27 protein-coding genes are annotated in these 22,885 nt (G+C 71.6%); 9 read left to right on the forward strand and 18 right to left on the reverse strand.

The window, feature by feature from the left end; genetic code table 11:
- The 12 genes from ACFQ4O_RS06230 to nth form a co-directional block, all read right to left on the reverse strand.
- On the reverse strand, positions 1-244 hold a 244-nt coding region (locus tag ACFQ4O_RS06230), incomplete at its 3' end, for a FecR/PupR family sigma factor regulator (RefSeq protein WP_378774805.1).
- A gap of 72 nt (positions 245-316) precedes the next feature.
- Positions 317-895 (reverse strand): RNA polymerase sigma factor, encoded by a 579-nt coding sequence (locus ACFQ4O_RS06235; RefSeq protein WP_378774806.1) that lies wholly within the window; start codon positions 893-895, stop codon positions 317-319.
- A gap of 169 nt (positions 896-1,064) precedes the next feature.
- Entirely contained in the window at positions 1,065-1,823 is a 759-nt protein-coding gene (locus tag ACFQ4O_RS06240; protein WP_378774807.1) for an iron ABC transporter ATP-binding protein, read from the reverse strand.
- On the reverse strand, positions 1,820-2,776 hold the full coding sequence (locus tag ACFQ4O_RS06245; protein WP_378774808.1) for an iron chelate uptake ABC transporter family permease subunit: 957 nt from the start codon (positions 2,774-2,776) through the stop codon (positions 1,820-1,822). The genes ACFQ4O_RS06240 and ACFQ4O_RS06245 overlap by 4 nt, the downstream gene beginning before the upstream one ends.
- Positions 2,769-3,746, reverse strand: coding sequence for an ABC transporter permease (locus ACFQ4O_RS06250; protein WP_378774809.1), 978 nt, complete (start codon positions 3,744-3,746; stop codon positions 2,769-2,771). The genes ACFQ4O_RS06245 and ACFQ4O_RS06250 overlap by 8 nt, the downstream gene beginning before the upstream one ends.
- Positions 3,743-4,639, reverse strand: a complete 897-nt coding sequence (locus ACFQ4O_RS06255) for a siderophore ABC transporter substrate-binding protein (RefSeq protein WP_378774810.1) — start codon at positions 4,637-4,639, stop codon at positions 3,743-3,745. Before ACFQ4O_RS06255 ends, ACFQ4O_RS06250 begins: the two co-directional genes overlap by 4 nt.
- A gap of 84 nt (positions 4,640-4,723) precedes the next feature.
- A complete protein-coding gene (locus ACFQ4O_RS06260) occupies positions 4,724-5,569 on the reverse strand; it encodes a sugar phosphate isomerase/epimerase family protein (protein WP_378774811.1) in 846 nt (281 codons plus the stop codon).
- The gene (locus ACFQ4O_RS06265) at positions 5,566-6,870 is read right to left on the reverse strand and encodes a DUF6005 family protein (protein WP_378774813.1); all 1,305 of its coding nucleotides are present in this window, start codon (positions 6,868-6,870) and stop codon (positions 5,566-5,568) included. Before ACFQ4O_RS06265 ends, ACFQ4O_RS06260 begins: the two co-directional genes overlap by 4 nt.
- Positions 6,867-8,126 carry an AMP-binding protein gene (locus ACFQ4O_RS06270; RefSeq protein ID WP_378774814.1) on the reverse strand — a complete coding sequence of 420 codons (1,260 nt, stop codon included), beginning with the start codon at positions 8,124-8,126 and terminating at the stop codon, positions 6,867-6,869. The genes ACFQ4O_RS06265 and ACFQ4O_RS06270 overlap by 4 nt, the downstream gene beginning before the upstream one ends.
- The gene (locus ACFQ4O_RS06275) at positions 8,123-9,835 is read right to left on the reverse strand and encodes an IucA/IucC family protein (protein ID WP_378774815.1); all 1,713 of its coding nucleotides are present in this window, start codon (positions 9,833-9,835) and stop codon (positions 8,123-8,125) included. The genes ACFQ4O_RS06270 and ACFQ4O_RS06275 overlap by 4 nt, the downstream gene beginning before the upstream one ends.
- The gene (locus ACFQ4O_RS06280) at positions 9,819-11,657 is read right to left on the reverse strand and encodes an IucA/IucC family protein (RefSeq protein ID WP_378774816.1); all 1,839 of its coding nucleotides are present in this window, start codon (positions 11,655-11,657) and stop codon (positions 9,819-9,821) included. Before ACFQ4O_RS06280 ends, ACFQ4O_RS06275 begins: the two co-directional genes overlap by 17 nt.
- A gap of 693 nt (positions 11,658-12,350) precedes the next feature.
- Positions 12,351-13,076, reverse strand: a complete 726-nt coding sequence (nth, locus tag ACFQ4O_RS06285; protein ID WP_378774817.1) for an endonuclease III — start codon at positions 13,074-13,076, stop codon at positions 12,351-12,353.
- A 20-nt stretch (positions 13,077-13,096) separates the two neighbouring features.
- Between nth and ACFQ4O_RS06290 the strand changes: the two genes are divergently transcribed.
- Together ACFQ4O_RS06290 and ACFQ4O_RS06295 are read left to right on the forward strand one after the other, a co-directional pair.
- Positions 13,097-13,612: a DUF2244 domain-containing protein gene (locus ACFQ4O_RS06290; RefSeq protein WP_378774818.1), complete on the forward strand. Its 516-nt coding sequence runs from the start codon at positions 13,097-13,099 to the stop codon at positions 13,610-13,612.
- A gap of 73 nt (positions 13,613-13,685) precedes the next feature.
- Positions 13,686-14,570: a methylated-DNA--[protein]-cysteine S-methyltransferase gene (locus ACFQ4O_RS06295; RefSeq protein WP_378774832.1), complete on the forward strand. Its 885-nt coding sequence runs from the start codon at positions 13,686-13,688 to the stop codon at positions 14,568-14,570.
- A 27-nt stretch (positions 14,571-14,597) separates the two neighbouring features.
- Here ACFQ4O_RS06295 and ACFQ4O_RS06300 read toward each other — a convergent pair whose 3' ends face one another.
- From ACFQ4O_RS06300 to ACFQ4O_RS06310, 3 genes are all read right to left on the reverse strand, one after another.
- Complete coding sequence (locus tag ACFQ4O_RS06300; protein ID WP_378774819.1) at positions 14,598-15,233, reverse strand: 2,3-bisphosphoglycerate-dependent phosphoglycerate mutase; 636 nt, start codon at positions 15,231-15,233, stop codon at positions 14,598-14,600.
- A gap of 86 nt (positions 15,234-15,319) precedes the next feature.
- Positions 15,320-17,119 (reverse strand): metallophosphoesterase family protein, encoded by a 1,800-nt coding sequence (locus tag ACFQ4O_RS06305; RefSeq protein ID WP_378774820.1) that lies wholly within the window; start codon positions 17,117-17,119, stop codon positions 15,320-15,322.
- Positions 17,120-17,213: 94 nt separating this feature from the next.
- A complete protein-coding gene (locus ACFQ4O_RS06310; protein ID WP_378774821.1) occupies positions 17,214-17,915 on the reverse strand; it encodes a DUF1013 domain-containing protein in 702 nt (233 codons plus the stop codon).
- Positions 17,916-18,116: 201 nt separating this feature from the next.
- Here ACFQ4O_RS06310 and ACFQ4O_RS06315 point away from each other — a divergent pair, with 201 nt between their 5' ends.
- The 3 genes from ACFQ4O_RS06315 (at position 18,117) to ACFQ4O_RS06325 (ending at position 19,743) form a co-directional block, all read left to right on the forward strand.
- Positions 18,117-18,317: a DUF1192 domain-containing protein gene (locus ACFQ4O_RS06315; RefSeq protein ID WP_378774822.1), complete on the forward strand. Its 201-nt coding sequence runs from the start codon at positions 18,117-18,119 to the stop codon at positions 18,315-18,317.
- A gap of 329 nt (positions 18,318-18,646) precedes the next feature.
- Complete coding sequence (rcdA, locus tag ACFQ4O_RS06320) at positions 18,647-19,174, forward strand: protease adaptor protein RcdA (RefSeq protein WP_378774823.1); 528 nt, start codon at positions 18,647-18,649, stop codon at positions 19,172-19,174.
- Positions 19,175-19,245: 71 nt separating this feature from the next.
- Positions 19,246-19,743, forward strand: coding sequence for a universal stress protein (locus ACFQ4O_RS06325; RefSeq protein WP_378774824.1), 498 nt, complete (start codon positions 19,246-19,248; stop codon positions 19,741-19,743).
- 122 nt (positions 19,744-19,865) lie between these two features.
- Here the strand turns inward: ACFQ4O_RS06325 and ACFQ4O_RS06330 are convergent, their stop codons facing one another.
- The 3 genes from ACFQ4O_RS06330 to ACFQ4O_RS06340 all read right to left on the reverse strand — a co-directional run bounded on the left by ACFQ4O_RS06330 (position 19,866) and on the right by ACFQ4O_RS06340 (position 20,952).
- Positions 19,866-20,096: a hypothetical protein gene (locus tag ACFQ4O_RS06330; RefSeq protein WP_378774825.1), complete on the reverse strand. Its 231-nt coding sequence runs from the start codon at positions 20,094-20,096 to the stop codon at positions 19,866-19,868.
- A gap of 113 nt (positions 20,097-20,209) precedes the next feature.
- Complete coding sequence (locus ACFQ4O_RS06335) at positions 20,210-20,419, reverse strand: cold-shock protein (RefSeq protein ID WP_378774826.1); 210 nt, start codon at positions 20,417-20,419, stop codon at positions 20,210-20,212.
- Between the two features lie 239 nt (positions 20,420-20,658).
- Positions 20,659-20,952, reverse strand: a complete 294-nt coding sequence (locus ACFQ4O_RS06340; protein ID WP_378774827.1) for a hypothetical protein — start codon at positions 20,950-20,952, stop codon at positions 20,659-20,661.
- 200 nt (positions 20,953-21,152) lie between these two features.
- Between ACFQ4O_RS06340 and ACFQ4O_RS06345 the strand changes: the two genes are divergently transcribed.
- From ACFQ4O_RS06345 to ACFQ4O_RS06360, 4 genes are read left to right on the forward strand one after another with little or no spacing between them, the layout of a single operon-like run.
- A complete protein-coding gene (locus tag ACFQ4O_RS06345) occupies positions 21,153-22,184 on the forward strand; it encodes an aspartate-semialdehyde dehydrogenase (RefSeq protein ID WP_378774828.1) in 1,032 nt (343 codons plus the stop codon).
- 1 nt (position 22,185) lies between these two features.
- Complete coding sequence (locus ACFQ4O_RS06350) at positions 22,186-22,425, forward strand: hypothetical protein (RefSeq protein ID WP_378774829.1); 240 nt, start codon at positions 22,186-22,188, stop codon at positions 22,423-22,425.
- A gap of 3 nt (positions 22,426-22,428) precedes the next feature.
- Complete coding sequence (locus tag ACFQ4O_RS06355; RefSeq protein ID WP_378774830.1) at positions 22,429-22,554, forward strand: hypothetical protein; 126 nt, start codon at positions 22,429-22,431, stop codon at positions 22,552-22,554.
- Positions 22,555-22,581: 27 nt separating this feature from the next.
- Positions 22,582-22,788 carry a DUF1737 domain-containing protein gene (locus ACFQ4O_RS06360; protein ID WP_378774831.1) on the forward strand — a complete coding sequence of 69 codons (207 nt, stop codon included), beginning with the start codon at positions 22,582-22,584 and terminating at the stop codon, positions 22,786-22,788.
- The last annotated feature ends 97 nt before the right edge of the window (positions 22,789-22,885 follow it).

Here is a 22,885-nt window from a genome sequence, read left to right on the forward strand (position 1 = left end):
CGTGTCGGGCCGGGGCGGAGCGGGCGCGGCTCGCGCTCAGGGTGCGGGCGGGCGCGGCGAGGTCGTCCCAGAGGTCGCGGGTCGCGGCCATGGCGCGCTCGTGGGCGGGGTCGGCCTCCAGCCAGCGCTGGAACGCGCGCCGGTCCTGATCGCTCGCCATCGGGTCGTTGAGCCGGACGAACCAGGCCGTCGCCTCGCGCTCGGCCCGTTCAGCCGGATCGCCGTCGTCCTCGTGATACGCCATGCCGCCAGTTCGCTTCCCCGAAACGCTCCGAACTATATCGGAACGTTTCTACAAAGCGCGCCCCTCAAAAATTCAGCCGCGACGGCGACGCCAGGCCCGACAGAACTCCAGCGCCGAGATCATCTCCTTCTCCACGGTGGAGACGGAGACGTCGAGCGCGCGGGCGATCTGGGGATAGCTCATCTCGTCCACCCGGCTCATCAGGAAGACGGTCTGGGTGCGCGAGGGCAGCGACTTCAGCGCGGCGAGCAGATCGGCCAGCTCCTGCCGGCCTGCGGCCTGCGCCTCGGGCTCGGCCGCGCCGGCGACCACCTGCTCGGGCGTCACCCGCTCCGCATAGGCCGAACGCACCCGCTCGGCGCGCATGGCGTCGCGGGCGAGGTTCTGGGCGGTGCGCACCACGAGGCCGAGATCGGCGCGGCCCACGTCCCGGCCGCTGAGCTTCACGAAGGCGTCCTGCACCACGTCCTCCGCGGCCTCGGCGCAGCCGGTGATGCGGCGGACCAGCCGGCGCAGGCGCGCCCGCTCCTCCAGATAGATCCGCGTCAGCTCGGCCGACCAGACGCCGTCACGATCGGCGCCCGAGGGCGCGAACCCGGAGTCCGCGCCGCCCTTCACGGCGACATGCTGGCTGGCCTTGAGATAACTCATTGGAATGCTTCGAAATTGCTTCCACTCGACTGGGGACAGGAAGCCAATTTGTCTGCACAAGTCAATCAAGCCGGCGCATATCAGAATTTGTATACTTCTAAACAACAGCCGGAAGCGATCCGGCCCGGGCCGCCCGACGCCCGCCCGTTTCGCCGCCCGGCCGCTGGAATCAGAGGTGGTGCAGCACCACCGGCGTGCCGTCCACCCGCTCCACCCGCAGCGGCTGGCCGAACACGGTCGCAAGCGTCTCCGGCGTCAGCAGGTCGCAGGGCGCCCCGTCGGCGACCACCCGCCCGTCCCGGAGCGCGACGATCCGGTCGGCGTAGGCCGCGGCGTGGTTGATGTCGTGCAGCACGGCCACGATGGTCTTCGCCTCAGCGTCTGCGGCGGCGCGCAGGCGGCGCATCAGCTCGCGGGCGTGCAGCATGTCGAGGTTGTTCAGCGGCTCGTCCAGGAGCAGCACCGGCGTGTCCTGCGCGAAGGCCATGGCGATGAGCGCGCGCTGGCGCTGCCCGCCCGACAGCGTGTCCACGAATCGGTCCGCCAGCTCCCGCACGCCGAAGGCGTCGAGCGCGCGCTCCACATGGGCGCGGTCCTCGGCCGTCAGCCGGCCCCGGCTGTGGGGGAAGCGGCCGAAGCCCACCAGCTCCCGCACCCTAAGCCGGCTCGCCACCGCCCCGTCCTGCCGCAGGATGGCGAGCCGCTTCGCAAGCTCCCGGCCGGGGGTGGCGTCCACCGGCAGGCCGTCAACCGTGATGCGGCCCGCCTGCAGCGGCTGCAGCCGGCCGATCAACGACAGCAGGGTGGATTTGCCCGCGCCGTTCGGACCGATCAGCGCCGTGACGCCGCCCCGCGGCACGGCGAGCGACACGTCGTGCAGCACGCGATGAGGCCCATGGGCGTGGGAGACGTTCTCGACGACGATCATCGGCGGCGGCTCTCCGCGATCAGCAGCGTGAGGAAGACGAGGCCGCCGACGAACTCCACGACCACGGCGAGCGCGGAGGCGCCGCCCAGCCCATGCTGGAGCAGCGCCTGACCGCCCACCAGCACCACGACGGCGATCAGGGCGGCCGCCGGCAGCAGCGCGGCGTGGCGGCGGGTGCCCACCAGCCGCTCAGCGAGCGCCACCACCAGCAGCCCGAGGAACACCACCGGCCCGACCAGCGCGGTCGAGACCGCGACCAGCATGGCGACCAGCATCAGCAGGCCCGCCACCGTGCGCCGCCAGTCGATCCCGAGCGACACCGCCGGGTCGGCGCCGAGCGCCGCCACATCCAGCACATGCCGCTGGCGCCAGGCGAGCGCGCAGCCGAGGGCCGTGACGACGGCGCCGACGGCGAGCAGCTCCGGATGGACCAGATTGAAGCTCGCGAAGCCGGCCGCGCTCGCCACCGCGAAGTCGTTCGGGTCGAGCACCCGCTCCACCAGCGCCTGAAGGCTGCGCAGCAGCAGGCCGGTGACGACGCCCGCCAGCAGCATCAGCGTCATGTCGAGCCGGGCGCGCAGCATGGGCAGGAACAGCGCGAGCGCCAGCGCCGACAGCAGCGCGGTCTCGCCGAGGAACTTCAGCCGCGGGTCGAGCGCCGCATAGCCGAGCGCGCCGAAGGACAGCACCAGCAGCGACTGGATGAGCGCGTAGAGCGCGTCGAGCCCCATGATGGTGGGGGTGAGGATGCGGTTGCCGGTGACCGTCTGGAACACCACGGTCGAGACCGCCACCGCCACGCCCACGGTGACGAGCGCCGCGAGCCGGGTGGCGCGCAGCTCCAGCGCGAACATCACGTTCCCCCGGATGTTGAGGCCGAGAAACGCCGCGGAGGCCGCGAGCGCCAGCAGCGCCAGCCCAACGCAGACCCAGAGCGCGCGCCGGTCAGCCACGGGCGCGGCGTCCGAACAGCAGCCACAGGAACAGCAGGGCGCCCACCACGCCCATCACCACCCCGACCGGGATCTCGTAGGGGAAGCGGATCACCCGGCCGATCAGGTCGCAGGCGAGCGTCAGGCTCGCGCCAACGAACGCGGTCCAGGGGGCGGCGTGGCGCAGGTCGTCGCCGATCAGGCGGGTGACGAGGTTCGGCGCCACCAGCCCGACGAAGGGCACCGCCCCCACCACCACCACCGTCAGCGCCGAGATGACCGAGACGATCACGAGGCCGAGCCGCATCATGGCGGCGTAGTCGAGCCCGAGCCCGGTGCTGACGTCCTTGCCGAGCGACAGGATGGTGAGCCGGTCCGCCGCCCACCAGGCGACGCCCACCATCACCGCGCTGATCCACAGCAGCTCGTAGCGGCCGCGCAGCACGCCGGAGAACTCGCCCCGGGTCCAGACCCCGAAATACTGCACCAGATCGGTCTGCCAGGCGACGAACAGCGCCGCGGCGCCGATGACCGAGCCGTAGATCAGGCCGAACAGCGGCACCAGATAGGGCTGGCTCGGCGGCAGGCGCTGGGCCACCGCCAGGAACACCGAGGTGCCGGCGAGCGCGGCCGCGGCCGCTCCCAGCGTCTTCACCGGCAGGGCCGCCGCCGGGAACAGGATCGTCATCAGCAGCACGCCCGCCGCCGCGCTCTGGTCGGTGCCGGCGGTGGTGGACTCCACGAAACGGTTGCGGGAAAGCGCCTGCATCACGAGGCCCGCCACCCCGAGCCCCGCCCCGGCCAGGATGGCGGCGAGCGTGCGCGGCAGACGGCTGGCGAAGATCAGGTCCCACGCGGCCGGGTCGCGCATGAGCCGCGCCGGCGACACGTCCACCACGCCGACCAGCAGGCTGAGCGTCGCGAGCAGAACCAGCGCCGCCCCGGCGGCGAGGCCGGGGCGCGTCAGACGGGGCGCGGCGAGCGCCGTCATTCGGCGGAGGACAGCGCCTTGGCGAGCGCGTTCAGGACGCGGGTGGTGGCCTGCACGCCGCCGGACGCCACGTAGAAGTCCGCTGGCGGCACATAGACGACGTGGCCGTTCCTCCACGCCTTGGTCTTGGCCACGATCTCGTTGTCGAGCGTCGCCTTTGCGTTCTGCTCGCTGGAGCCGATGGCGGCGGCGCGGTCCAGCACGATCAGCCAGTCCGGATCGGCCTTGGCGACGAACTCGAACGACACCGCCTCGCCGTGCGGCGTGCTCTGCATCTCCTTCAGCGTTGTCGGAAGCCCGAGCGCCTGATGCACCCAGCCGAAGCGGGAGCCGGCGCCGAAGGCGGAGATCTTCGGCCCGTTGGTCATGACGATCAGCGCCGTGCCCTTGCCCTCGGCCGCTTTGCGGGCGGCGGCGAGCGCGGCGTCCAGCTCGGCGATGGCGGCCTTCGCCTCCGTCTCCTTGCCGAACAGCGCCCCGAAGGCCGCGACCCGGGCGCGCACGCCGCCGATCAGGTCGTTGCCGGTCAGGCTCATGTCGATCGCGGGCGCGACCTTCTCCACCAGCGCCTTCTTCGGCGACGAACGGCCGCCGACGATGACCAGATCGGGCTCCAGCGCGTTCAGGGCCTCGAGGTCCGGCTCGAACACGGTGCCGACGGGCTTCGCCTTCTTCGCCACGCCGTCGAGCGCCGAGGTGTAGAGGTTGACCGGCGTGCCTGCCGGCTGCACGCCGAGCCGCTCCAGCGTGTCGATCGAGGCGATGTCGTAGGCCGCGACGCGCTTGGGCGTTTCGGCGATGGACACCGGACCGGTCGCGGTCTCGATGTCGACGGCGAAAGCCGCGCTCGAGGAGACGAGCGCGGCGAGGGCGGCGGCGATGACGCGACGCATGGGTCTGCCGGTCCTTCTGTCTTCGTTTCGGGGCCTATAGAACCGATAACGTTCTCGCCCGCCAGTCACGAACCCGGCGGGGCCTCACCCGCCCTGCGCGGCGCCGAGGGGAGCCGCGGCCGCGAGCCGCGCCTGAAGCTCCAGCCGGTCGCGGGCCAGCGTCTCCAGCACGTCGTCGCCGAACCATTCGAGCGAGGCCGCGACCGTCGGGTCGCCGGCGATCTCTTCCAGCAGCGGGGCGTAGTCCAGCGCACCGGCGAACAGCGGCGTCATGCCCTCGCGCCGGCCGTTGGCGGCGTAGACGTTGGCGGGCTCGAACACGCCGAGATCGGCGCGGGCGCGCACGTTCTTCAGGTGATGGTGCCGGATCCACGGCTTCAGCGCCCGGTGGGCCGCCACCACGTCGTCGCCGCCCTCCCAGACGTGCAGCGCGTCGAAGTTCAGCGCGAAGGCCGGGTGGTCCACCTCCTCCGCGAGCCGGCGGGTGGAGGCGAGGCAGTCCGCGAGCGTGTGGGGATGGGTCTCCACCGCGAGCGCCAGCCCGTGCGCCTCCGCGACCGCACAGATGGCGCGCAGCCGGGCGACGATCGTCGCGCGCTCCTCCGGTCCGACATCGAGGCTGCCGCGGGCGCCGGCGAAGGTGCGGATCAGCGGCGCGCCCCAGCGGACGGCGTGCTCGCACAGCCGCGCGGCGCGCGCGCGCACCAGCCGGTCGTCCTCGTCGGTCGGCAGGTAGTCGCTGACCATGGGGACGCTCAGCCCTTGCGTGGCCAGCCATTCGGCGTTCAGCAGCGGGGTCTTGGCCAGATTGCGGGCGTGAACGCCCCAGAGCTCGATCCCATCGAAGCCGTTCGCCCGCGCGAAGGTCGCGATCTCCTTCAGCGACGTGAGCTGGTGACGAAAACTGATGGTGCAGATGGAAACCTTCACGCCACCGCCCTCCGGTCGTTCAGGCCGCGCGCGGCCCTCCAGTCGTCGAAAACCTCGCCGAGGCGGCGCTTGATCGCCGCCTCCAGCCGCTCCAGCCGGTCGAGCTCGGCGAAGGCCGCGGGCGCGAGCGTCCGGTCGCCGGTCTCGGCGAGGCGCAGCGCCTGCAGGGGATAGGCCTTCAGCCCGAGCGCCAGCGCCTCGATCTCGTCGGCCCAGCCCTGGAAATCCGCGTCCGGCAGGTTCAGCGCCCGCCAGAAGAAGGCGAAGCCGTGCTCGTAGGCGTATTTGCGGATCGCCAGCACCGGCAGCTCCTTCAGCGCCTCGGGCAGGCCCGCGAGCGTTCGACCGTCGCGGCCGTCGAGATGGGCGGTGAGGATCGCGCGCACGGCGGCGACCAGCGGATTGTCGCGCCGGCGGAACGTCGCCTCGAACCAGGCCGCCACGTCGGCGTCGCGGGCGGGGCGCGCCTCGTCGCCGTCGAACACGTAGCCGCCGGCCACCGTCGGCTGGCGCACCGCGTTCAGCACCGCGTCGCGGGCGATCTCACCCTCCCAACGGAAGTCGGGATCGCGCACCACGAACCGGTCCGGGTCCGCCGCCGTCTCCAGCATGAGGTAATGGGGGAACGGGTTCTGGTTGAACTTGTTCTCCCGCTCCGGCAGGTGGAACAGGTCGAGCATCACCATCACCGAGACGCTGTCCCGGCGGTTCGCCACCAGCTCCAGCAGCCGGGCGACGTTCGCCTCCTTCGGCGCGGCGTGGTCGTACCATTCGGTGACGGTCACGCCGTAGAGCCGCTCGAACCAGCGGTGGAAGGAGGCGTGGCTGATTCCGTCCGCGTGGTAGCGCAGCGCGTGGCCCTCCACCGCGAAATCCGCGTCCCAGACGCCGAAGTAGAACGCCCGGTGGTCGATCCCGCGGGCTTTGAGCGCCGCGCAGACGCAGGAGACGAAGCAGTGGATCTTGAGGTCCACATAGTCCTCGCCATGGACGCCGAGCCCCTCCGTTGCGGCGACGGCGGGCGGCGGCGGTTCGGCGGGCGCCTCCGCGCCGTCCTGAAGCCGGAGGAACAGCCGCGCCAGATCGCCGACGGTCGCGAGATCCTGCCGCACGATCGCCTCCTCCGGCGCCGCCAGCCCGTGGCGCAACTCCAGATTGAGGAACAGGTGCAGCATCAGGATGCTGTCGAGATAGAGGTCCTCGTTCAGCCGCGCCTCGGGGCCGAAGCGGTCCAGATGCGGCCGCTCCATGTCGTCCCGCAGGGTGGCGTGGATCGCCTCGACGACGGTCTCGAAGGTCATCGCGCCTCCTCCCGGATGCGAAGCTCGCCCTTTGCGAAGGAGGCGGCGATCTCCCGCCGGCTGACCTTGCCGTTGGCCTGGCGGGGCACCGCGTCGAGCTGGGCCACCTGGGCCGGAAGCTGGTGGCCGGCGAGCGCCTTGCGGCACCAGTCCATCACGTCGCGGGGCGGCACCGCCTCGCGGGCGCTGAACACGAGGCCGACCCGCTCGCCCGCGAACCGGTCCGCGAGCCGGAAGGCCACCGCGTCGGTGACGGCGGGCAGCGTCATCACCACGTCCTCCACCTCCTGCGGATAGACGTTGAGGCCCGAGACGTTGATGGTGTCGTCGAGGCGCGCGGCGAAGCCGAGCGTCCCCTCCGACGTCATCCAGCCGAGATCGCGTGTCTCGATCCGGCGCCCCCCGGCCGTGACCACGATCTCCGCCGGCGCCTCGGGCCCCGCGCCCGCCGCCACCGCGAGGTGCGGCAGCGGGCGACCCATGATCTCCGGACGTTCAAGCTCCGCATTGACCGCGATCACGCCCGCCTCCGAGCAGCCGTATTGCTGGAACAGCCGGCGGGTGCGGGCGCGGATGCGCGCGAACCACGCCTCCGGCAGCAGCGTGCCCGACGTCATGGCGGCGTGAAGGGTTTCGCCGGCCGGCAGAAGCTGCGCCAGCGTGTGCAGCACCGCGGGCGAGGCGTAGAGCACCGGCCGGTCGGCCTCCCGCAGCGCGCGGATCAGCGCCTTCGGATTGGACGGGTCGATCAGGACCGGCGTCCGCCCCCGCTTCAGTCCGGCGAGCAGGCCGCAGATCAGCCCGTAGGAATGAGTGGTCGGGCAGGCGACCACGGGCGTCATGTCGTCCGTGTCCGGGAAGGCCGCCACATAGGACGCGAGCTCGCGCTCGATCTCGTCCCAGCCGCGCGCGACGCATTTCGGCGCGCCGGTGGTGCCGGAGCTCATCTGAAGCAGCACGCCGCCGCCCCGCGCGGTCTCGGGCGCGAGGGTCTCGGACGTCCCGTGGAACACGAGGCGCGAGCAGCCCGCCTGCGTCGCCAGCCGCCGGGCCGCCTCGTGGGGCGTCGCGGGATGGATCGGCAGCACGCCGGCGCCTGCGGCGCGAAGCGCGAAGAACAGGCCGAGCCAGCCGGCCGCGTCCGGCGCGCAGACCGCGACGCTTGCGCCCGAAAGGGCGTCCGGATCGCCGAGCGCGCGGGCGCCCTCCGCCGCAAGCGTGTTGGGATCGAGCAGACGGTCGTCGACGCGGATCATGACGCCTCGCTGAGGCTCGCGGCGTGGGCCGCAAGGGGGTTTGGGGCGAGAAGCGCCGCCGTGGGGCCGCCGAGCTTGCGGGCGAGCAGCCGCTCCACCGCCACCTCCGGCGCGTCGAGGCCGAGCGCGGCGCGACGGTCGAGCAGGCCGTGGGCGACGTCGTGGGCCAGAAGGCGCGCGGCGAGCCGGCGCCAGAACTCGGCCTCGGGGAAGCCCGCGCCCGCCTCGAGCTGCGCCGACAGGTCGGTGAGGTTGAAGGCCAGCAGCGCGTCCATCACCAGCGCGCGCAGCTCCTCCAGCCGGTCCATGGGGAAGAAGCGGTTGAGCGGCGCGTCGGCGTAGGCCGGGTCCACGGCCGCGAAATCCGGCGCGGGGCGGGAGAGGAAGCCGTCCACATATTCCACGCAGTCGTGGAAATCCCGCAGGATCACGCGCTCGGGCCAGCCGTCGCGGTGAACGAGGATCATGTTCTGGCCGTGGGACTCGGTCGCGATCCCGTGCGCGGTGAGCAGCCGCCAGACGGGGACGACCGCGACCTCGATCAGCCGCTCCACCCAGCGGGTGGCGCTGTGACGGCCAAGCCAGGCCGCCACGAACGGCTCGCCGTTCGGCTCCCGCGCCGCGAGCGCGTTGAAGGGCGTCGCCTGCTCGCCGGGCGCGAGCGCCGCGGCCGGGCTTTCGCGCCACAGCGCCGCCAGCCGGCCGCCGAGCGGACCGTCCCGATCCACCACCATGCCGGCGTATTCGCGCAGGATGCTGAGCCGGCTATCGTTCGCCAACGCCGGATCGTCCGCGACGATCCCCGCCAACCAGTCGGACAGCAGCGGCGCCGCCTCCACCGAATGGGGCTCGATGGTGCGCAGCGCCGAGGTCGCGCCCATGTCGAGCGACAGCTTCACATTGGCGCGGGCCGGATGGTCCACATTGGTGAGCGTGCGCACCGACTGGGTGGCGCGGTAGCGGTCGCCGGCCTCGCCCAGATCATGGATCGCGCCGCTGTCGACCAGCCCCGCGCACTCGCCCGCTTTCAGCCGCGCCCATTGCCAGGGATGGACCGGGATCAGGCCGTGGGACGCGGCGTCGAGGCCGAGCGCGTCGCGGCGGCGCGTCAGCTCCCGCGCGGCCTCGAAGCCGAGCTCGCGGGCGAGGAAGGCCGCCTCATCCTCCGGCAGGGCCTGCCGCAGGCGGTCGCGGGCGACGGCGAGCCAGACGAGCCGGAACGTCGCCCCCGCCTCCGGGCCATAGGCCGCGTGGTCGGCTTCCGTGAAGCCGGTGCGGGTCTTGAAGCAGGGGTGGTAGGGGTGACCTTCGTCGAGACGGGACTCCAGCTCGGCGAAGCTTAAGCCCCGGCGCATGCGGCGGGCGACGTTGCGGGCGTTCCAGGCGCAGAGCGCCGCGGTCTGGCGGAGTTCGCCGCGCAGCGCCTCACGCTCCGCGTCTTCGGCCGGGATGGCGTCCACCAGCGCGTCGAGCGTCGCGGGCGCCCAGCCTGCGGGCTCCAGCGTCTCCACCGCCCCCTCCGCGATCCGCAGGCGGCCGAACGGGCCTTCGCCGGCGAGGCAGCGGAAGCGGCGCCCGCCCCCCGACCACGTATGGCGCGTCAGCCCGCCGCCGACATCGGCCGGCTCGGAACGCGCCGCCACGATGCGCTCGAACAGCAGCGCGGCGGCGAGCTGGCGGACGACGCGCTCGTCAGACGGCGACGGCACGGTCGCCCCCGAAGTCGCAGGCGCCGTTCCGGCCGAACAGCGGGTTGTCGACGCGGGCGTAGACCGCCGCCTCGTCGTCGGCGTCCAGTTCGTCGATGTCGAGCAGGCGGGTGACGAGATTGGCCTTGGAGGCGATGGACGGCCGGTCCAGCGCCGCGCGGGCGAAGGCCCCGCCCACGCCCGGCGTCTCGCGCGCCATGCGCTCCAGCCGCTCCGCCAGCATGTCGAGCAGCACGGCCTCGGAGACGAGCCCGTCATGGCCCATGCGGTTGATGACGGAAAAGGCCTGATTGACCAGAAGGTAATAGCCGAAGCGCTCGGCGATCTCGCAGTCGTCGAAGTAGAGCGCGCCGATCGACGCCGCCTCCGGGATGACGCGATCGAGCGCGTGGCGGTGGCTGTTGGAGAGGTAGAAGCCCTGGCTGTCGCGGTAATAGGCGGCGCGGGGCAAAAGGCCCGTCACGTCCAGCAGGGTGTTCTGCTGGTGCGCCTCCAGCGCGACGCCGAGCTGGTCGTAGAGCGCGACCGGCGGCGCGATGGCGCAGTCCATATAGGCGCGGAACCACGCCTTCGCCGCCTCCGCCGGGCGCAGGCCATCCTGCGCGGCGTGATCACGCACCAGCCGTTCGAGCCGCGAGCGCCCGCCCGGCAGCGGCGGCGCGGTGAGCGCGGCCACCGTGGCCACGCCCCGGTCCCGGCCGGCGACGAAGGGGTTTTCGCGGAAGATGGTCTCGAAGCCGCTTTCCGCGCGGCCGGGCAGATCGAGCGTGATCCAGGCCGGATCCTGGATCACCCGGAAGCGGGGATGGCGCTGCAGCCAGTCGGTCTTCGCGAACAGCCGCGCCACCGCGACCCCCGCCTCGAGTTCGTGGCGCTTGTTCACCCGCACAGAATTCGTGATGCGCACCGGCAGCGAGAACTTCGGCATCCACGCCCGCTCGGAGGTCCAGAGCGTGCGCACCGACGACGTGGCCGCGACCTCCGGCCCCGCAGGCCCAAGCATCCGCAACGCGCCGCGATCCCTAAGCCCCGCCACCTCGGGATCGAGCAGCAGCGCCTCCGCCTGCAGCGGGTGCATCAGCAGCGGAACCTCGCCGTCCTGGAGCCCGAGCCGGTCGACGTCCGCCCCGAGGAAGGCGCGGGCGATCTCGGGCGCGGACAGCGCCGCGGCGGAGGCGTGGCGCGTCAGGCCGGCGGGCGCCGCGAACACGGTGAGGCGGAACCGGCCGCCGTGCTCCGGCTGGTAGGCCGGGCGCTGCCACCAGGTCATGCCCTGCAGGCTCTTCGGCGTCGGGTGCAGCCAGTGGCCGAAGGCGATGGACTGTTCGGCGGCGATGAAGCTGTCGTCGTCGCACTCCCCCGCGCCCGCCGCGAGGCACGCGGCGGCCGACTGGTAGCTGCCGAGCACCCGCGACAGCAGTTCGAGCTCGCAGCCCCGGAGCCGCTCCGCCCGCTCCGGCCCGAAGCTGCGATAGGCCTCGTGCAGCAGCGCGATGACGGCGGTCATGGGATCGACCCGCGCCCAGTCCTGCCCCTCCCCGCGCCGGATGTAGGCGCGGCCGAGCCGGTGCGGCCCGCAGGCGGACAGCGCCAGGGCCTCGACGCGCAGAGCCCCGTTCTGGTCGCGCAGCGGCAGCTCCAGATGATCGGCCGCGACCTCGCCCGGCGGGCGGTGGCGCACCACGGCGCCGGGATCGATCTCGCGCACGTAGCAGTTGGCGACGTTCTGAAGCGCCGCCTGCTCCGCGAGCCGGCGCGCCTCCGCGCCGGTGAGGCGGGCGTTGGAGCCGTCCCTCAGCTCCGCCTTCGTCAGGGTGGTCATGGGCTTCCCCGCACATCCCTTCGGCGCCGCGGACGAGCGGGCCTTTGGGAAGTGAACGGGCGACCCCGGCGCACCCCGTAAAATTTCTGCGAGCCGCTGTCAGGACAGGCGCGGGGATGTGACGCGCGGCGCCGTCTCCGTGATTTTCTTGACGTCCACGCCCCTTCGAGCGGCGTCTTCCCTTGTCCCGGCCTTGAGCCGGGACCCAGAAACTCTGGCGGTTCAAAACCATGTCGCCGCTTCCGCCCGCGCCGGAAACGTCGGCGGCAATGGGTTCCGGCTCAAGGCCGGAACAAGGGAAGGGGCGTGCGCCGCCGGTTTCGGTGTCGTGTGAGAGTAAGGAGCGCAGGGCGTCGCCGGAGGCTCCACCCCTCTTGTCCCGGCCTTGAGCCGGGACCCAGACCCACGCCGCATCAGAACCATGTCGCCGCTTCCGCCCGCGCCGGAAACGTTGGCGGCAATGGGTCCCGGCTCAAGGCCGGGACAAGGGAAGGGGCGTGCGTCGCCGGCTTCGGTGTCGTGTGAGAGTAAGGAGCGCAGGGCGTCGCCGGAGGCTCCACCCCTCTTGTCCCGGCCTTGAGCCGGGACCGAGAAACACTGGCGGTGCAAAGCCATGTCGCCGCTTCCGCCCGCGCCGGAAACGTCGGCGGTTCTGGGTTCCGGCTCAAGGCCGGAACAAGGAAGGGGGGCGTCCTATACCCGTTCCGCCGCGCCGGGTTTCGGCGGCGTCTTGGGCTCGAACGGGCAGAGGTCGGCGATCAGGCAGGCGGGGCAGTCGGGCGCGCGCGCCTTGCAGACGTAGCGGCCGTGCAGGATCAGCCAGTGGTGGGCGTGGCGGCGGTAGCGGTCGGGGACGACCTGCTCCAGCCCGAGCTCCACCTCCAGCGGCGTCTTTCCCGGCGCGAGCAGGGTGCGGTTGCCGACCCGGAACAGGTGCGTGTCCACCGCGATCGTCGGCTCGCCGAAAGCGATGTTGAGCACCACGTTCGCGGTCTTGCGGCCCACCCCCGGCAGCAGCTCCAGCGCCGCGCGGGACGGCGGCACCGCGCCGCCATGTTCGGCGATCAGCCGCTCCGACAGCGCGATCACGTTCTTGGCCTTGGTGCGGAACAGGCCGATGGTGCGGATGTGCTCGCGCACCCGGTCCTCGCCCAGCGCCACCATAGCCTCGGGCGCGTCGGCCTCCGCGAACAGGCCGCGGGTCGCCTTGTTGACGCCGACGTCGGTCGCCTGCGCCGACAGCACCACCGCGACCAGCAGCGTGTAGGGGTTGACGTAGTCGAGCTCGCCCTTGGGCTCGGGATCGCGCGCGTGGAAGCGGCGGAAGATCTCCTCCGCCACGGCCGGCGGCAGCCGCGCGGGGGCTCTGGGCGCGCGGCGCGGGCGCGCGGTCTTCGGGGGGCTCTGGCGAGGCGGCATGGACGGGTTATACTGACGCCATGGCCTCTCCCGCCAGCCCCGAACACGCGGCCGACCGGCAGGTCTTCGCCGCCGAGATCACGCCCCACCGCTCCCTCAGCGACCGGGGCGCGCGGATCCTCGTGCTGGGCTTCGGCGCGCTGTCGGCTGTGGTCAGCCTGCCCTTCTTCCTCATGGGCGCCTGGCCGGTGGTGGGCTTCTTCGGCCTCGACGTTCTGCTGCTGTGGCTCGCGCTCCGGTCGAGCTTCGCCCAGGCCCGCGCCTGCGAGCGGATCGCGCTCACCTATGTGGAGCTGACCATCTCCCGCGTCACCCATCGGGGCGAGCGCCGGGACTGGCGCATGAACCCGCTCTGGACCCGGATCGAGAGCGAGACCGACGACGAGTTTGGCATGACGCGGCTCGCCGTGCGGGAGCGGCGCACGGCGGTGGACCTGGCGCAGGCGCTGTCGCCGGCGGAGCGCGCCCAGTTCGCGGACGCCTTCGGCGCGGCGCTCGCCGTCGCCAAGGCCGGGCCGCGGGCCGCGGCGGAGTGACGACGCCAGCGGTTTCGGGTGGCGGCGGACGCTAGAGCCCTCCATGCTCCGCCTCCGTTCGCCGGAGACCGCCATGCCGCCCGCCCCGACCCTGACCGCGCTTGCGCCCATGGAGCCGTGCTCGGACTACGACGTGGTGCGCCGGGCGCTGGAGCACCTGACGACCCGGTTCCGCGACCAGCCCTCCACCGAGGAGGTGGCGGCGGCGGTCGGCCTGTCGCCGTCCCATTTCAACCACGTGTTCCGGCGCTGGTGCGGCCTGTCGCCCAAGGCCTTCCTGCAGGCGGTGACGCTGGACCGGGCGCGGGGCCTGCTGCGGCGGGAGGACGCCAACCTGCTGGACGCCGCCTATGAGCTCGGCCTGTCGGGACCGGCCCGGCTCCACGACCTGTTCGTGACCCACGAGGCCATGTCGCCGGGCGCGTTCAAGACCGGCGGCGCCGGGCTCGATATCCGCTGGGGCGTCGCGCCCTCGCCCTTCGGGCTCGCGGTGCTGGCGGCGACGGACCGCGGGCTGTGCGGGCTCGGCTTCGCCGACGACGAGGCGGGCGTTCCGGACGCCCGCGACGATCTCGCCGGTCGCTGGCCCGCGGCCCGGATGATCCGCGACGACGCCCATGTGGCGCCCTATGCGGCGCTCGCCTTCGATCCGGCGCTGTGGAGCTCGGATCGGCCGCTCCGTCTGGTGCTGATCGGCGCCGACTTCCAGGTGGAGGTGTGGCGGGCGCTGCTGTCGATCCCGCTCGGGCGCGCCACCACCTACGGCCGGCTGGCGGAGGAGCTTGGGCGCCCGAAGGCGGCGCGGGCGGTGGGGGCTGCGGTCGGGCGCAACCCGATCTCCTTCGTGGTGCCCTGCCACCGGGTGGTGGGCGCGACCGGCGCGCTCACCGGCTACCACTGGGGCCTCACCCGCAAGCGCGCCATGCTCGGCTGGGAGACGGCCGGCGCGGGCGGCTGACCGGGCGGAAATGACGACGGGCCGCCCTCAGACGGTCGGGGCGATCTCCACCCGCGCCAGCGCGCCGGTGTCCTCGGCCATCGCGTAGACCAGGAACTGCGCGGTGCCGATGTTGACCTCCTCGATGCTGGTGGGGTCGACGCCGTCGAGCCGCATCAGCATGGAGCGCAGGGCGTTGCCGTGGCCGACGAGCAGCGCCCGGCCGCCCGCCGCCACCACAGGGGCGATCTCGCGCTCGTAGAACGGCCACACCCGTTCGGCCGTGTCGGCGAGGCTCTCGCCGCCGGGCGGAGTCTCGTGGAACGACTTGCGCCAGATGCGGACCTGCTCGATCCCGAACCGGGCGCGGGCTTGGGTCTTGTTGAGGCCGGCGAGCTCGCCATAGTCGCGCTCGTTCAGGGCCGGGTCCCGCGTCACGGACAGGTCCGGCTGGCCGAGCTCGTCCAGCACGATGGCGAGCGTGCGCTGCGCCCGGCGGAGCCCGCTGGTGAAGGCGTGGTCGAAGCGGAGGCCGAGATCGCGCAGCGCCTCGCCCGTCGCATGGGCCTCGGCGACGCCGCGCGCGGTGAGGTCGGGGTCGCGCAGGCCCGAGAACAGGTCCTGCGCGTTGTCCTCGCTCTGCCCGTGCCGGACGAGGACCAGCAGGCGCTTCATCGTGGTCATGGCGTCATCGCCCGGCGGCAGGCCGGTCCGGAGCGGGCGTGGGAGCGATCGGGGCGCCGCCCGCCGCAGGCGCCCGCCACCCCGTTCTAGACGCCCGGGATCGGCGCGGGAAAGCGGCCCGGCGTCACATTGGTCGAAGGACGAAGAGCGTCGGGCGCCGCCCCCTCGGCCTCGTCCCCCAGCGTCACCCGCTGCGCGTTCAGGAGCCCGAGCCGTCCGTCGCCAGCGGTGAACCGCTGGATCAGGAAGTAAGGCTCGCCCATCACCGGCGACGGGGCGGAGACGATCCGCAGGTCGCCGCAGCACAGCGTCCAGTCCACGTGGCGGTGGCCGTGCATCACCACGAGGCGGCGGGACTGGGGCTTGAGCTGGCGCAGGAACCAGCTGCCGTTGATCAGCGCGGTGCCGATGCGCTCCGACAGCGAGCGGGTCGGGCGCGGATATTCGGTGAGGTGGTGGTGCAGCGCCACGATCCACGCCGCCTCGGGATAGGCCCCGAGGATCGCGTCCACCCGCCGCTCCTGCTCGGCCGGCATCAGACCGAGCGCGTTGGTGAAGGAGAAATGGGTGTCGGCGTTGGAGTTCAGCAGGATGACGCCAAGCCCGTCCGGGGTCGCGGGCGGCGTCCACATCGGAAACGCCTCGTCCCACAGCGCGCGGATGTCCCGCGCGCGCTTGCCGCGCCCGGTGCGCAGGAACGTCGTCATGGCCGCCGCATGGGGCGCGAGCCACGCGTTCAGCGTGGGCGCCTCGCCCTTCTCGGGGGGAACGCCCACCCGGACGCGGTCGCCCTGAAGCCCCGCCAGAAGGCCGAGCGCGCGCAGCTGGCGCAGTTTCTTGCCGGGCGAAAACGGCAGGTCGAGCCGGGCCGGATTGGCCCGGTCCACCACGTTGACGTCGTGGTTGCCGGGCAGGAACAGCATCCGGTCCCTCAGCTCCGGATGACGCTCCAGCGCCTCGAGGAACTCGGACCATTCGGCCGCGCGGCCGGCGTCGGTCATGTCGCCGGTGACGAGGATCAGATCGAGCGGGTCCTGCTCGTCCGCGCGCTGAAGCGCGGCCAGCGTGCGGACGAGGCGCTCGTTGCCCTGCGGCCCCTTGCGGCCGCTCTCGATGCGGAAGCCGAACCGTTCGCCGACCGTGTGCAGGTCGGACAGATGCGCCACCCGAAGCGGCCGCGCGCCGCCCTGCGGCTCCGGATCACGTCGGGACAGGGTGACCGGCTGGCCCATGGCGGAGTCGGCCCAGCCCCAGACCAGCGCCACCACCGCCACATAGCCGCCGAACAGCACCACGCTGTTGGCGAAGGCGGCCCCGAGCAGCGACAGCGGCTCGGCGATCTCCCGCCACGAGCCGATCCAGCGCGAATGGGGCCAGGCGAGCCAGGCGGCGACGGCGGCGGCGAGCGACATCAGGCTCGCGGCGGCGAGCGCGGTGAAGCGCCCCACCCGCGCGCCGTCGCGACGCAGATAGAGCGAGAGCCGGTGGGCGAGGAAATGCCGCATCGCCTCCCGGCACAGCACGAAGCTCGGCTGCACGGTGAGCGCGTTCAGCGACCAGAAGCTGCGCTCCGCCAGCCGGAAGGCCGGCCGCAGCCCGAACAGCGCCAGTCCGATCAGCCCGGCGAGCACGGCCACCGGCGCCACCAGCCCGGTGACGAGCTGGGTGACGCTGCTCGACGCCGAGGACAGCCACGCCGTGACCAGCAGCGGCGCCGCGCCCAGCAGCAGACAGGGCAGGCCGAACAGCAGCACGCTCGCCAGCAGCAGCTTGGGGATGCTGATCTCGACCAGCACCCAGCCCGCGAGCGAGGCGAGCGACCAGAGCTTGGTGCTGGACGCGTCGTCCTCGATGTCGCCGCGGCGGGGGTCGTTCAGGAACGGCATGCGTGAGGCCCGGGCTGTTCGGGATCGGGAACGCCCATCATGCCAGAAGCCGGTCCGGACAGAAGCTCCGGAACCGGCGCGCCGGCGGAGCCGCTCAGCGGCGGTCGTCGTCCTCGTCGTCGTCCGTGTCGTCGCGCTTCAGCTGCTTCAGCTTGGCGAACACGCTCTCCACGTCGAGTTCGCGCTCCTCGGCGGCCGCGTCCTCGCCGGTGGTGATCTCGGCCGGCAGCAGGGTATCCTCCTCCTCGCGGCGCAGCACCGCGTCGGGATTGGCCTTGGCGCCCTTGGAGACTTCGAAGTCCAGGTCGATCTGCGAGCACAGGCCGAGCGTCACCGGATCGGCCGGCGTCAGGTTGGCCGCGTTCCAGTGGGTGCGGTCGCGGATCGCCGCGATCGTCGACTTGGTTGTGCCGACGAGACGGATGATCTGGGTGTCCTTCAGCTCCGGATGGTTGCGCACCAGCCAGAGGATGGCGTTCGGCCGGTCCTGCCGGCGCGACACGGGCGTGTAGCGCGGACCCTTGCGGGGCTTCACCGGCGGCAGCCGCACCTTGGAGACCGCGAGCTGCAGGCGATGGTTCGGGTTGCCCTGGCCGCGCTCGATCTCCTCGCGGGTGATCTGGCCGGAGGTGATCGGGTCGAGCCCCTTGATGCCCTGGGCGGCGTCGCCGTCGGCGACCGCCTTCACCTCGAGCTCGTGCAGCTTGCAGAAATCGGCGATCTGGGCGAACGACAGCGACGTGTTCTCGACCAGCCAGACCGCGGTCGCCTTCGGCATCAGCGGCGCGTTCGACATGGGTGCAATGCTCCTCTCGCTCCGGCCGCCGGTTCGCGGCGGAGCCCTGACCATATATCGATGATGGGGGTTGCGCCCTGTATAGGGTTTGCCGTCGCCGCGCGCAACGCAGTCGTGCGGCTTCGCCCATCGGCGGCTTGCGCGCGCCCGTCCCGATGCGGCACGGTTCCGTGTCCCGCTATGACGGATGAGGAGACGGAAATGTCCCTGTTCGACGACGATCGGCCGGCGCGCCCGGCCGCTGATTCGGCCCACCAGATCGGCCAGCCGCTGGACCGGCTCTCCGTCGGCGAGCTGAACGAGCGCATCGTAACGCTCCGCGGCGAGATCGCCCGGCTGGAAGCGGCGATCGCGGCCAAGTCCGCCCACCGCGACGCGGCGGAGAACGTGTTCCGAAGCTGAGCGAAGGGCTGAAACCCCTGACAATCGAGCGCGGAGCGCGCCCACATTAAGCGGGCGTTAACCTTTCCCGATCATGAATAAGGGTGTCCAGCTTCTGGATTTCGAGTGGTTCCTGTCCACTCTGTATGACGCCTCCCTGTCATTCGACTTCAGGCCGCCGTGACCCGGCGGCCTTTTTTCGTGGCCGGCCCGGTAACCATGCGGCGCGCCTCCGCCGTGGATAACGATGCGGTTGGCCCGCTGATTGCCCGTTTCCTCGCGTTGATGCCATGCTGCGCGGCGGCTAAGTCTGTCGCCGGCGCCGAGCGCCGAGGAAAGGGCCAGGATCCATGAACGACAGGTTGGAGCGCGTCGACCCGCAGGACGCGCCGGTTTCGTTCGGGGCGCGCCTCGTGGGCTCCGCCGCCTTCACGGCGCTGTTCCGCGAGGGCATGGCGCTGGTGGAGGAGACGGCGGCCTATCTCGACGGCGACGGCCGGGCCGAATCCCGCCTGCTCGGACGCTCGGAATCCATCGCTTACGCCACCGAGAGCATGCGGCTGACCACCCGCCTGATGCAGATCGCCTCTTGGCTGCTGCTCCAGCGCGCCGTGAACGAGGGCGAGATGTCCTTCGACCAGGCGCGGGAGGAGAAGCTGAAGGTGCGACTGTCGCCGGTGGCCTCCACGCTCGCGCCCGACATGCTGGGCCGCCTGCCCGAGCGCCTGCGCGACCTGATCGACCGCACCGCCCGCCTGCAGGAGCGGGTGCAGATCCTCGACGTGCAGCTCGACGGCGCGGTGATGGTGGAGACGCCGGTGCGCCATCCGCTCGAGGGCCAGATGGAGATGCTGCGCCGGGCGTTCGGCGCCCGCTGACGTTTCAGACGGCGGGGGACGACGCCGCCGTTCCGATTGCGGCGCGCGCCCGCCTCGCGCATGCTCCGGCCATGACCGCCGCGCCGCGCCGTTCCTACGAAGCCGGGCATCGCCCGAAGTTCCTCGTCGTGGTGGACGACACGGAGGAGTGCGGCCGCGCGGTCTACTTCGCCGCCCGCCGCGCCGGTCGCGTCGGCGCGACGCTGGCGCTGCTGTCTGTGGTGACGCCCGGCGAATTCCAGCATTGGTTCGGGGTCGGCGACGTGATGCGCGAGGAGGCGGAGGCCGCGGCCCGCGCCCATTTGGCCCGCGTGGCGGCGCACGCCCGCGCGGTGGCGGGGGTGGAGCCCGAGCAGGTGGTGCGCGAAGGCGACCGAGCCGGCGAACTTGCCGCTCTGATCGAAGAGGACGAGGATATCGCCCTTCTGGTCCTCGCCGCGAGCTCCGGAACCGAGGGGCCCGGCCCGCTGGTGTCCGCGATCGTGGGCAAGGCGGCGGGCGCCTTCCCGATTCCGGTGGCGATCGTGCCCGGCGGCCTGTCCGACGCCGAGATCGACGCGCTGGCCTGACGCAGGCTCGCCCGCGATCACACCATCGTCGACGGCGGCTTCAGAACATCCAAACAGCACAGAGGGCGGCGCACGAACGCCTGATCGGAATTCCGCCCGTCAGCCGTAAAGCGTCGTTCGGATCAGGCTTTTGCTACGGCCGCGCGGCGTTTGCGCGCCGGAGCGGGAGCGGCCTGCGCCGCGGCGGCCTGCTCGGCCTCGTCCCGCGCGAGGCGGGCCGCCTTGAGCCGCTCGGTCTTGGCGTCCCGGCGGGCGGTCTCCTGATCGATGATCGCGCGCGCGGCGCGCGTGGTGGCGTCGCCCTTGGCTTCCGCCTTGGAGGGCTTGAACAGACTGTCTTTTGTCAGCGTCAACGTTCGCGCTCCTTAAAAACGAAAAAAGGCCGGGCGCATGCCCGACCTTCTCCCACTCGCCTCGACCGCCCGCGCCAGTACATCCGTGGTCGCGGGCCGGAAGCGATATCGCGTCACGCCGCCTGAATGTTCTCGGCGGCGTTCTTGCCCGAGCGGCGATCCTGCACCACCTCGAACGAGACCTTCTGGCCTTCCACGAGGGTGTGGAGACCGGAACGCTCGACCGCGGAGATGTGGACGAACACGTCCGTCGCGCCGTTGTCGGGCTGAATGAAGCCGTAGCCCTTCTGGGTGTTGAAGAACTTCACGGTGCCGTTGATCATGACGATTTTCCTTAAATCGACACAGTTTCTCGATCGCCCGGCCGTCTGCCGAGCGTTGCGACAAGATCGATTTTGAAAGGAAGTTCGCCGTCGCGTTCAGAACGCGTAACAAATTTCAACGAGCAAGATCGATGAACACTACATAGCCCATAGGGACCGTCTTTTCAAGGTCGCTTCCCATAGGCCGATCGTTCCCCCCGCCGCCGGCGGCGCGCCCGCGACGGGGGACGATCCGCGCGTCAGTAGCCCGGCAGGGTGAAGGTGGAGGGCAGCGGCCAGCGCTCGAACCCGCCGGGGCCGCGCGTCGGGGTCGAGGACTGGTAGACGGCGGAGGTTTCGTAGGTGGCGCGGCTGTTGGGGCGCGCCACCGTGCGGGTGTTCAGATAGTTCGACTGTTTGGTGATCGTGACCGAGACGCCGCCGCCCGACGCGGCGCGGCGCTCGCCCGACTGGGCGGCGGCGGGGACGGCGGTCGACAGCTGGGCGGCGGACAGGAGAGCTGCGGCGGCGAGAAGGGCGAAGGCGCGGGACATGACGGGGCTCCGGGCGTCGGAATGGGCTCTGCCGTTAAGAACTGGCGGAGACGTCGCCCGCATCAATGGGGCGGGCCCGCGCCATGATGATTGATTTGGCGGCCGTTTGGCGTCATCAGAACGTCGCGGCGACGCGCCGCGCACATCAGGACGCCGGCGCCTCCCCTTAAGAAGCCTTCGCGCCGGCGATGGAGCTGAACATGGGTTATCGGATCGCCATCGTCGGCGCCACGGGCAACGTGGGCCGCGAGATGCTGAACATCCTCGACGAGCGGGAGTTCCCGGTCGACGAGCTCGTCGCGCTGGCCTCGCGCCGGAGCCTCGGCACCGAGGTCTCGTTCGGCGACCGAACCCTGAAATGCAAGGACCTCGCGACCTACGACTTCTCCGGGATCGACATCTGCCTGATGTCGGCCGGCGGAGACGTGTCGCGCGAATGGTCGCCGAAGATCGCGGCCCAGGGCGCCATCGTGATCGACAACTCGTCGGTGTGGCGCATGGACCCGGACGTGCCGCTGGTGGTGCCAGAGGTGAACGCGGACGCGGTCGCCGGCTACGCCAAGAAGGGCATCATCGCCAATCCGAACTGCTCCACCGCCCAGCTCGTGGTGGCGCTGAAGCCGCTCCACGACGCGGCCAGGATCACGCGCGTGGTGGTCTCGACCTACCAGTCCGTCTCCGGCGCCGGCAAGGACGCCATGGACGAGCTCTGGAACCAGACCAAGGGCATCTACGTGAACCAGTCGCCGGAGCACGAGGGCGGCAAGTTCCCGAAGCAGATCGCCTTCAACGTCATTCCTCACATCGACGTCTTCATGGAGGACGGCTACACGAAGGAGGAATGGAAGATGGTGGCCGAGACCAAGAAGATCCTCGACCCCAAGATCAAGCTCACCGCCACCGCCGTGCGCGTGCCGGTGTTCGTCGGCCATTCCGAGGCGGTGAACATCGAGTTCGAGAAGCCGCTCTCGGCGGACGAGGCCCGGGACATCCTGCGCGAGGCGCCGGGCGTGCTGGTCGTCGACAAGCGCGAGCCCGGCGGCTACGTGACCCCGGTGGAGTGCGTGGGCGATTTCGCCACCTTCGTGTCCCGCATCCGCGAGGATCCGACGGTCGACAACGGCCTCGCGCTGTGGGTGGTCTCCGACAACCTGCGCAAGGGCGCGGCGCTGAACGCGGTCCAGATCGCCGAATGCCTCGCCAATCGCGGCCTGCTCAAGAAGGCGGCGTGATGTGACGGAGCGCTCGCCCGAAGACGTCGAACGGCGGCTTCGGGCGAAGCGCACGAACGAGCGCCTTAAACTCGCCGCCTCGACATCGAACGCGGTGGGCCTGACCATCCTTGGCGCGGCGGTGCTCGTGCCCGTCACGACCGGCAAAGCGTCGTGGTTCGCAGCCCTTTGGATTCTGGCCGCCATCGCATTACATTTGTTTGCGCAGGCGGTGCTCGGCGTCCTGCGAAGCGAGGATTAGGCGATGCAGCTCCCGCTGTGGTTTCAGTTCGCAGTGCCGATCGGCGGTCTTGCGATCGGCCTGACCGCGCTCATCTGGGCCCGCCACGAAGCCGCCAAGTTCGACCGCCGCTACGGCAAGCGCGGCTGATCCCCAACCGTCAAGCGTCCGCAACTCATGAAACTCTACCGTCTTCTCACCGGCCCCGACGATTCCGCCTTCTGCAAGCGGGTGTCGGCGGCGCTCAGCAAGGGCTGGGCGCTCGCGGGCTCGCCGTCGCTCACCTACGATCCGGTGAAGCAGACCGTCATTGCGGCGCAGGCCGTGACGAAGGAGATCCCGGACGTGGAGTTCTCCGACGACATCAAGCTGTCGGACTGGTGACGATCCGCAGCTGAGGCCGCGCCGGCGCCGTGCGCTGGCCGCCGCCCTCGATCGCGCGCAGGCGCGCCGGCTGCGGCTCCGCCGGAACGGCGGGTTC

This window comes from Methylopila musalis (assembly GCF_042679725.1).
Lineage (GTDB): Bacteria > Pseudomonadota > Alphaproteobacteria > Rhizobiales > Methylopilaceae > Methylopila > Methylopila musalis.

Bases quoted from the DNA above. Each gene is read 5' to 3' on its own strand.
- ACFQ4O_RS06235 (WP_378774806.1), bottom strand. From the start codon at position 895: ATGAGTTATCTCAAGGCCAGCCAGCATGTCGCCGTGAAGGGCGGCGCG.
- ACFQ4O_RS06240 (WP_378774807.1), bottom strand. From the start codon at position 1,823: ATGATCGTCGTCGAGAACGTCTCCCACGCCCATGGGCCTCATCGCGTG.
- ACFQ4O_RS06250 (WP_378774809.1), bottom strand. From the start codon at position 3,746: ATGACGGCGCTCGCCGCGCCCCGTCTGACGCGCCCCGGCCTCGCCGCC.
- ACFQ4O_RS06255 (WP_378774810.1), bottom strand. From the start codon at position 4,639: ATGCGTCGCGTCATCGCCGCCGCCCTCGCCGCGCTCGTCTCCTCGAGC.
- ACFQ4O_RS06265 (WP_378774813.1), bottom strand. From the start codon at position 6,870: ATGACCTTCGAGACCGTCGTCGAGGCGATCCACGCCACCCTGCGGGAC.
- ACFQ4O_RS06270 (WP_378774814.1), bottom strand. From the start codon at position 8,126: ATGATCCGCGTCGACGACCGTCTGCTCGATCCCAACACGCTTGCGGCG.
- ACFQ4O_RS06280 (WP_378774816.1), bottom strand. From the start codon at position 11,657: ATGACCACCCTGACGAAGGCGGAGCTGAGGGACGGCTCCAACGCCCGC.
- nth (WP_378774817.1), bottom strand. From the start codon at position 13,076: ATGCCGCCTCGCCAGAGCCCCCCGAAGACCGCGCGCCCGCGCCGCGCG.
- ACFQ4O_RS06290 (WP_378774818.1), top strand. From the start codon at position 13,097: ATGGCCTCTCCCGCCAGCCCCGAACACGCGGCCGACCGGCAGGTCTTC.
- ACFQ4O_RS06295 (WP_378774832.1), top strand. From the start codon at position 13,686: ATGCCGCCCGCCCCGACCCTGACCGCGCTTGCGCCCATGGAGCCGTGC.
- ACFQ4O_RS06300 (WP_378774819.1), bottom strand. From the start codon at position 15,233: ATGACCACGATGAAGCGCCTGCTGGTCCTCGTCCGGCACGGGCAGAGC.
- ACFQ4O_RS06305 (WP_378774820.1), bottom strand. From the start codon at position 17,119: ATGCCGTTCCTGAACGACCCCCGCCGCGGCGACATCGAGGACGACGCG.
- ACFQ4O_RS06310 (WP_378774821.1), bottom strand. From the start codon at position 17,915: ATGTCGAACGCGCCGCTGATGCCGAAGGCGACCGCGGTCTGGCTGGTC.
- ACFQ4O_RS06315 (WP_378774822.1), top strand. From the start codon at position 18,117: ATGTCCCTGTTCGACGACGATCGGCCGGCGCGCCCGGCCGCTGATTCG.
- rcdA (WP_378774823.1), top strand. From the start codon at position 18,647: ATGAACGACAGGTTGGAGCGCGTCGACCCGCAGGACGCGCCGGTTTCG.
- ACFQ4O_RS06325 (WP_378774824.1), top strand. From the start codon at position 19,246: ATGACCGCCGCGCCGCGCCGTTCCTACGAAGCCGGGCATCGCCCGAAG.
- ACFQ4O_RS06335 (WP_378774826.1), bottom strand. From the start codon at position 20,419: ATGATCAACGGCACCGTGAAGTTCTTCAACACCCAGAAGGGCTACGGC.
- ACFQ4O_RS06340 (WP_378774827.1), bottom strand. From the start codon at position 20,952: ATGTCCCGCGCCTTCGCCCTTCTCGCCGCCGCAGCTCTCCTGTCCGCC.
- ACFQ4O_RS06345 (WP_378774828.1), top strand. From the start codon at position 21,153: ATGGGTTATCGGATCGCCATCGTCGGCGCCACGGGCAACGTGGGCCGC.
- ACFQ4O_RS06355 (WP_378774830.1), top strand. From the start codon at position 22,429: ATGCAGCTCCCGCTGTGGTTTCAGTTCGCAGTGCCGATCGGCGGTCTT.
- ACFQ4O_RS06360 (WP_378774831.1), top strand. From the start codon at position 22,582: ATGAAACTCTACCGTCTTCTCACCGGCCCCGACGATTCCGCCTTCTGC.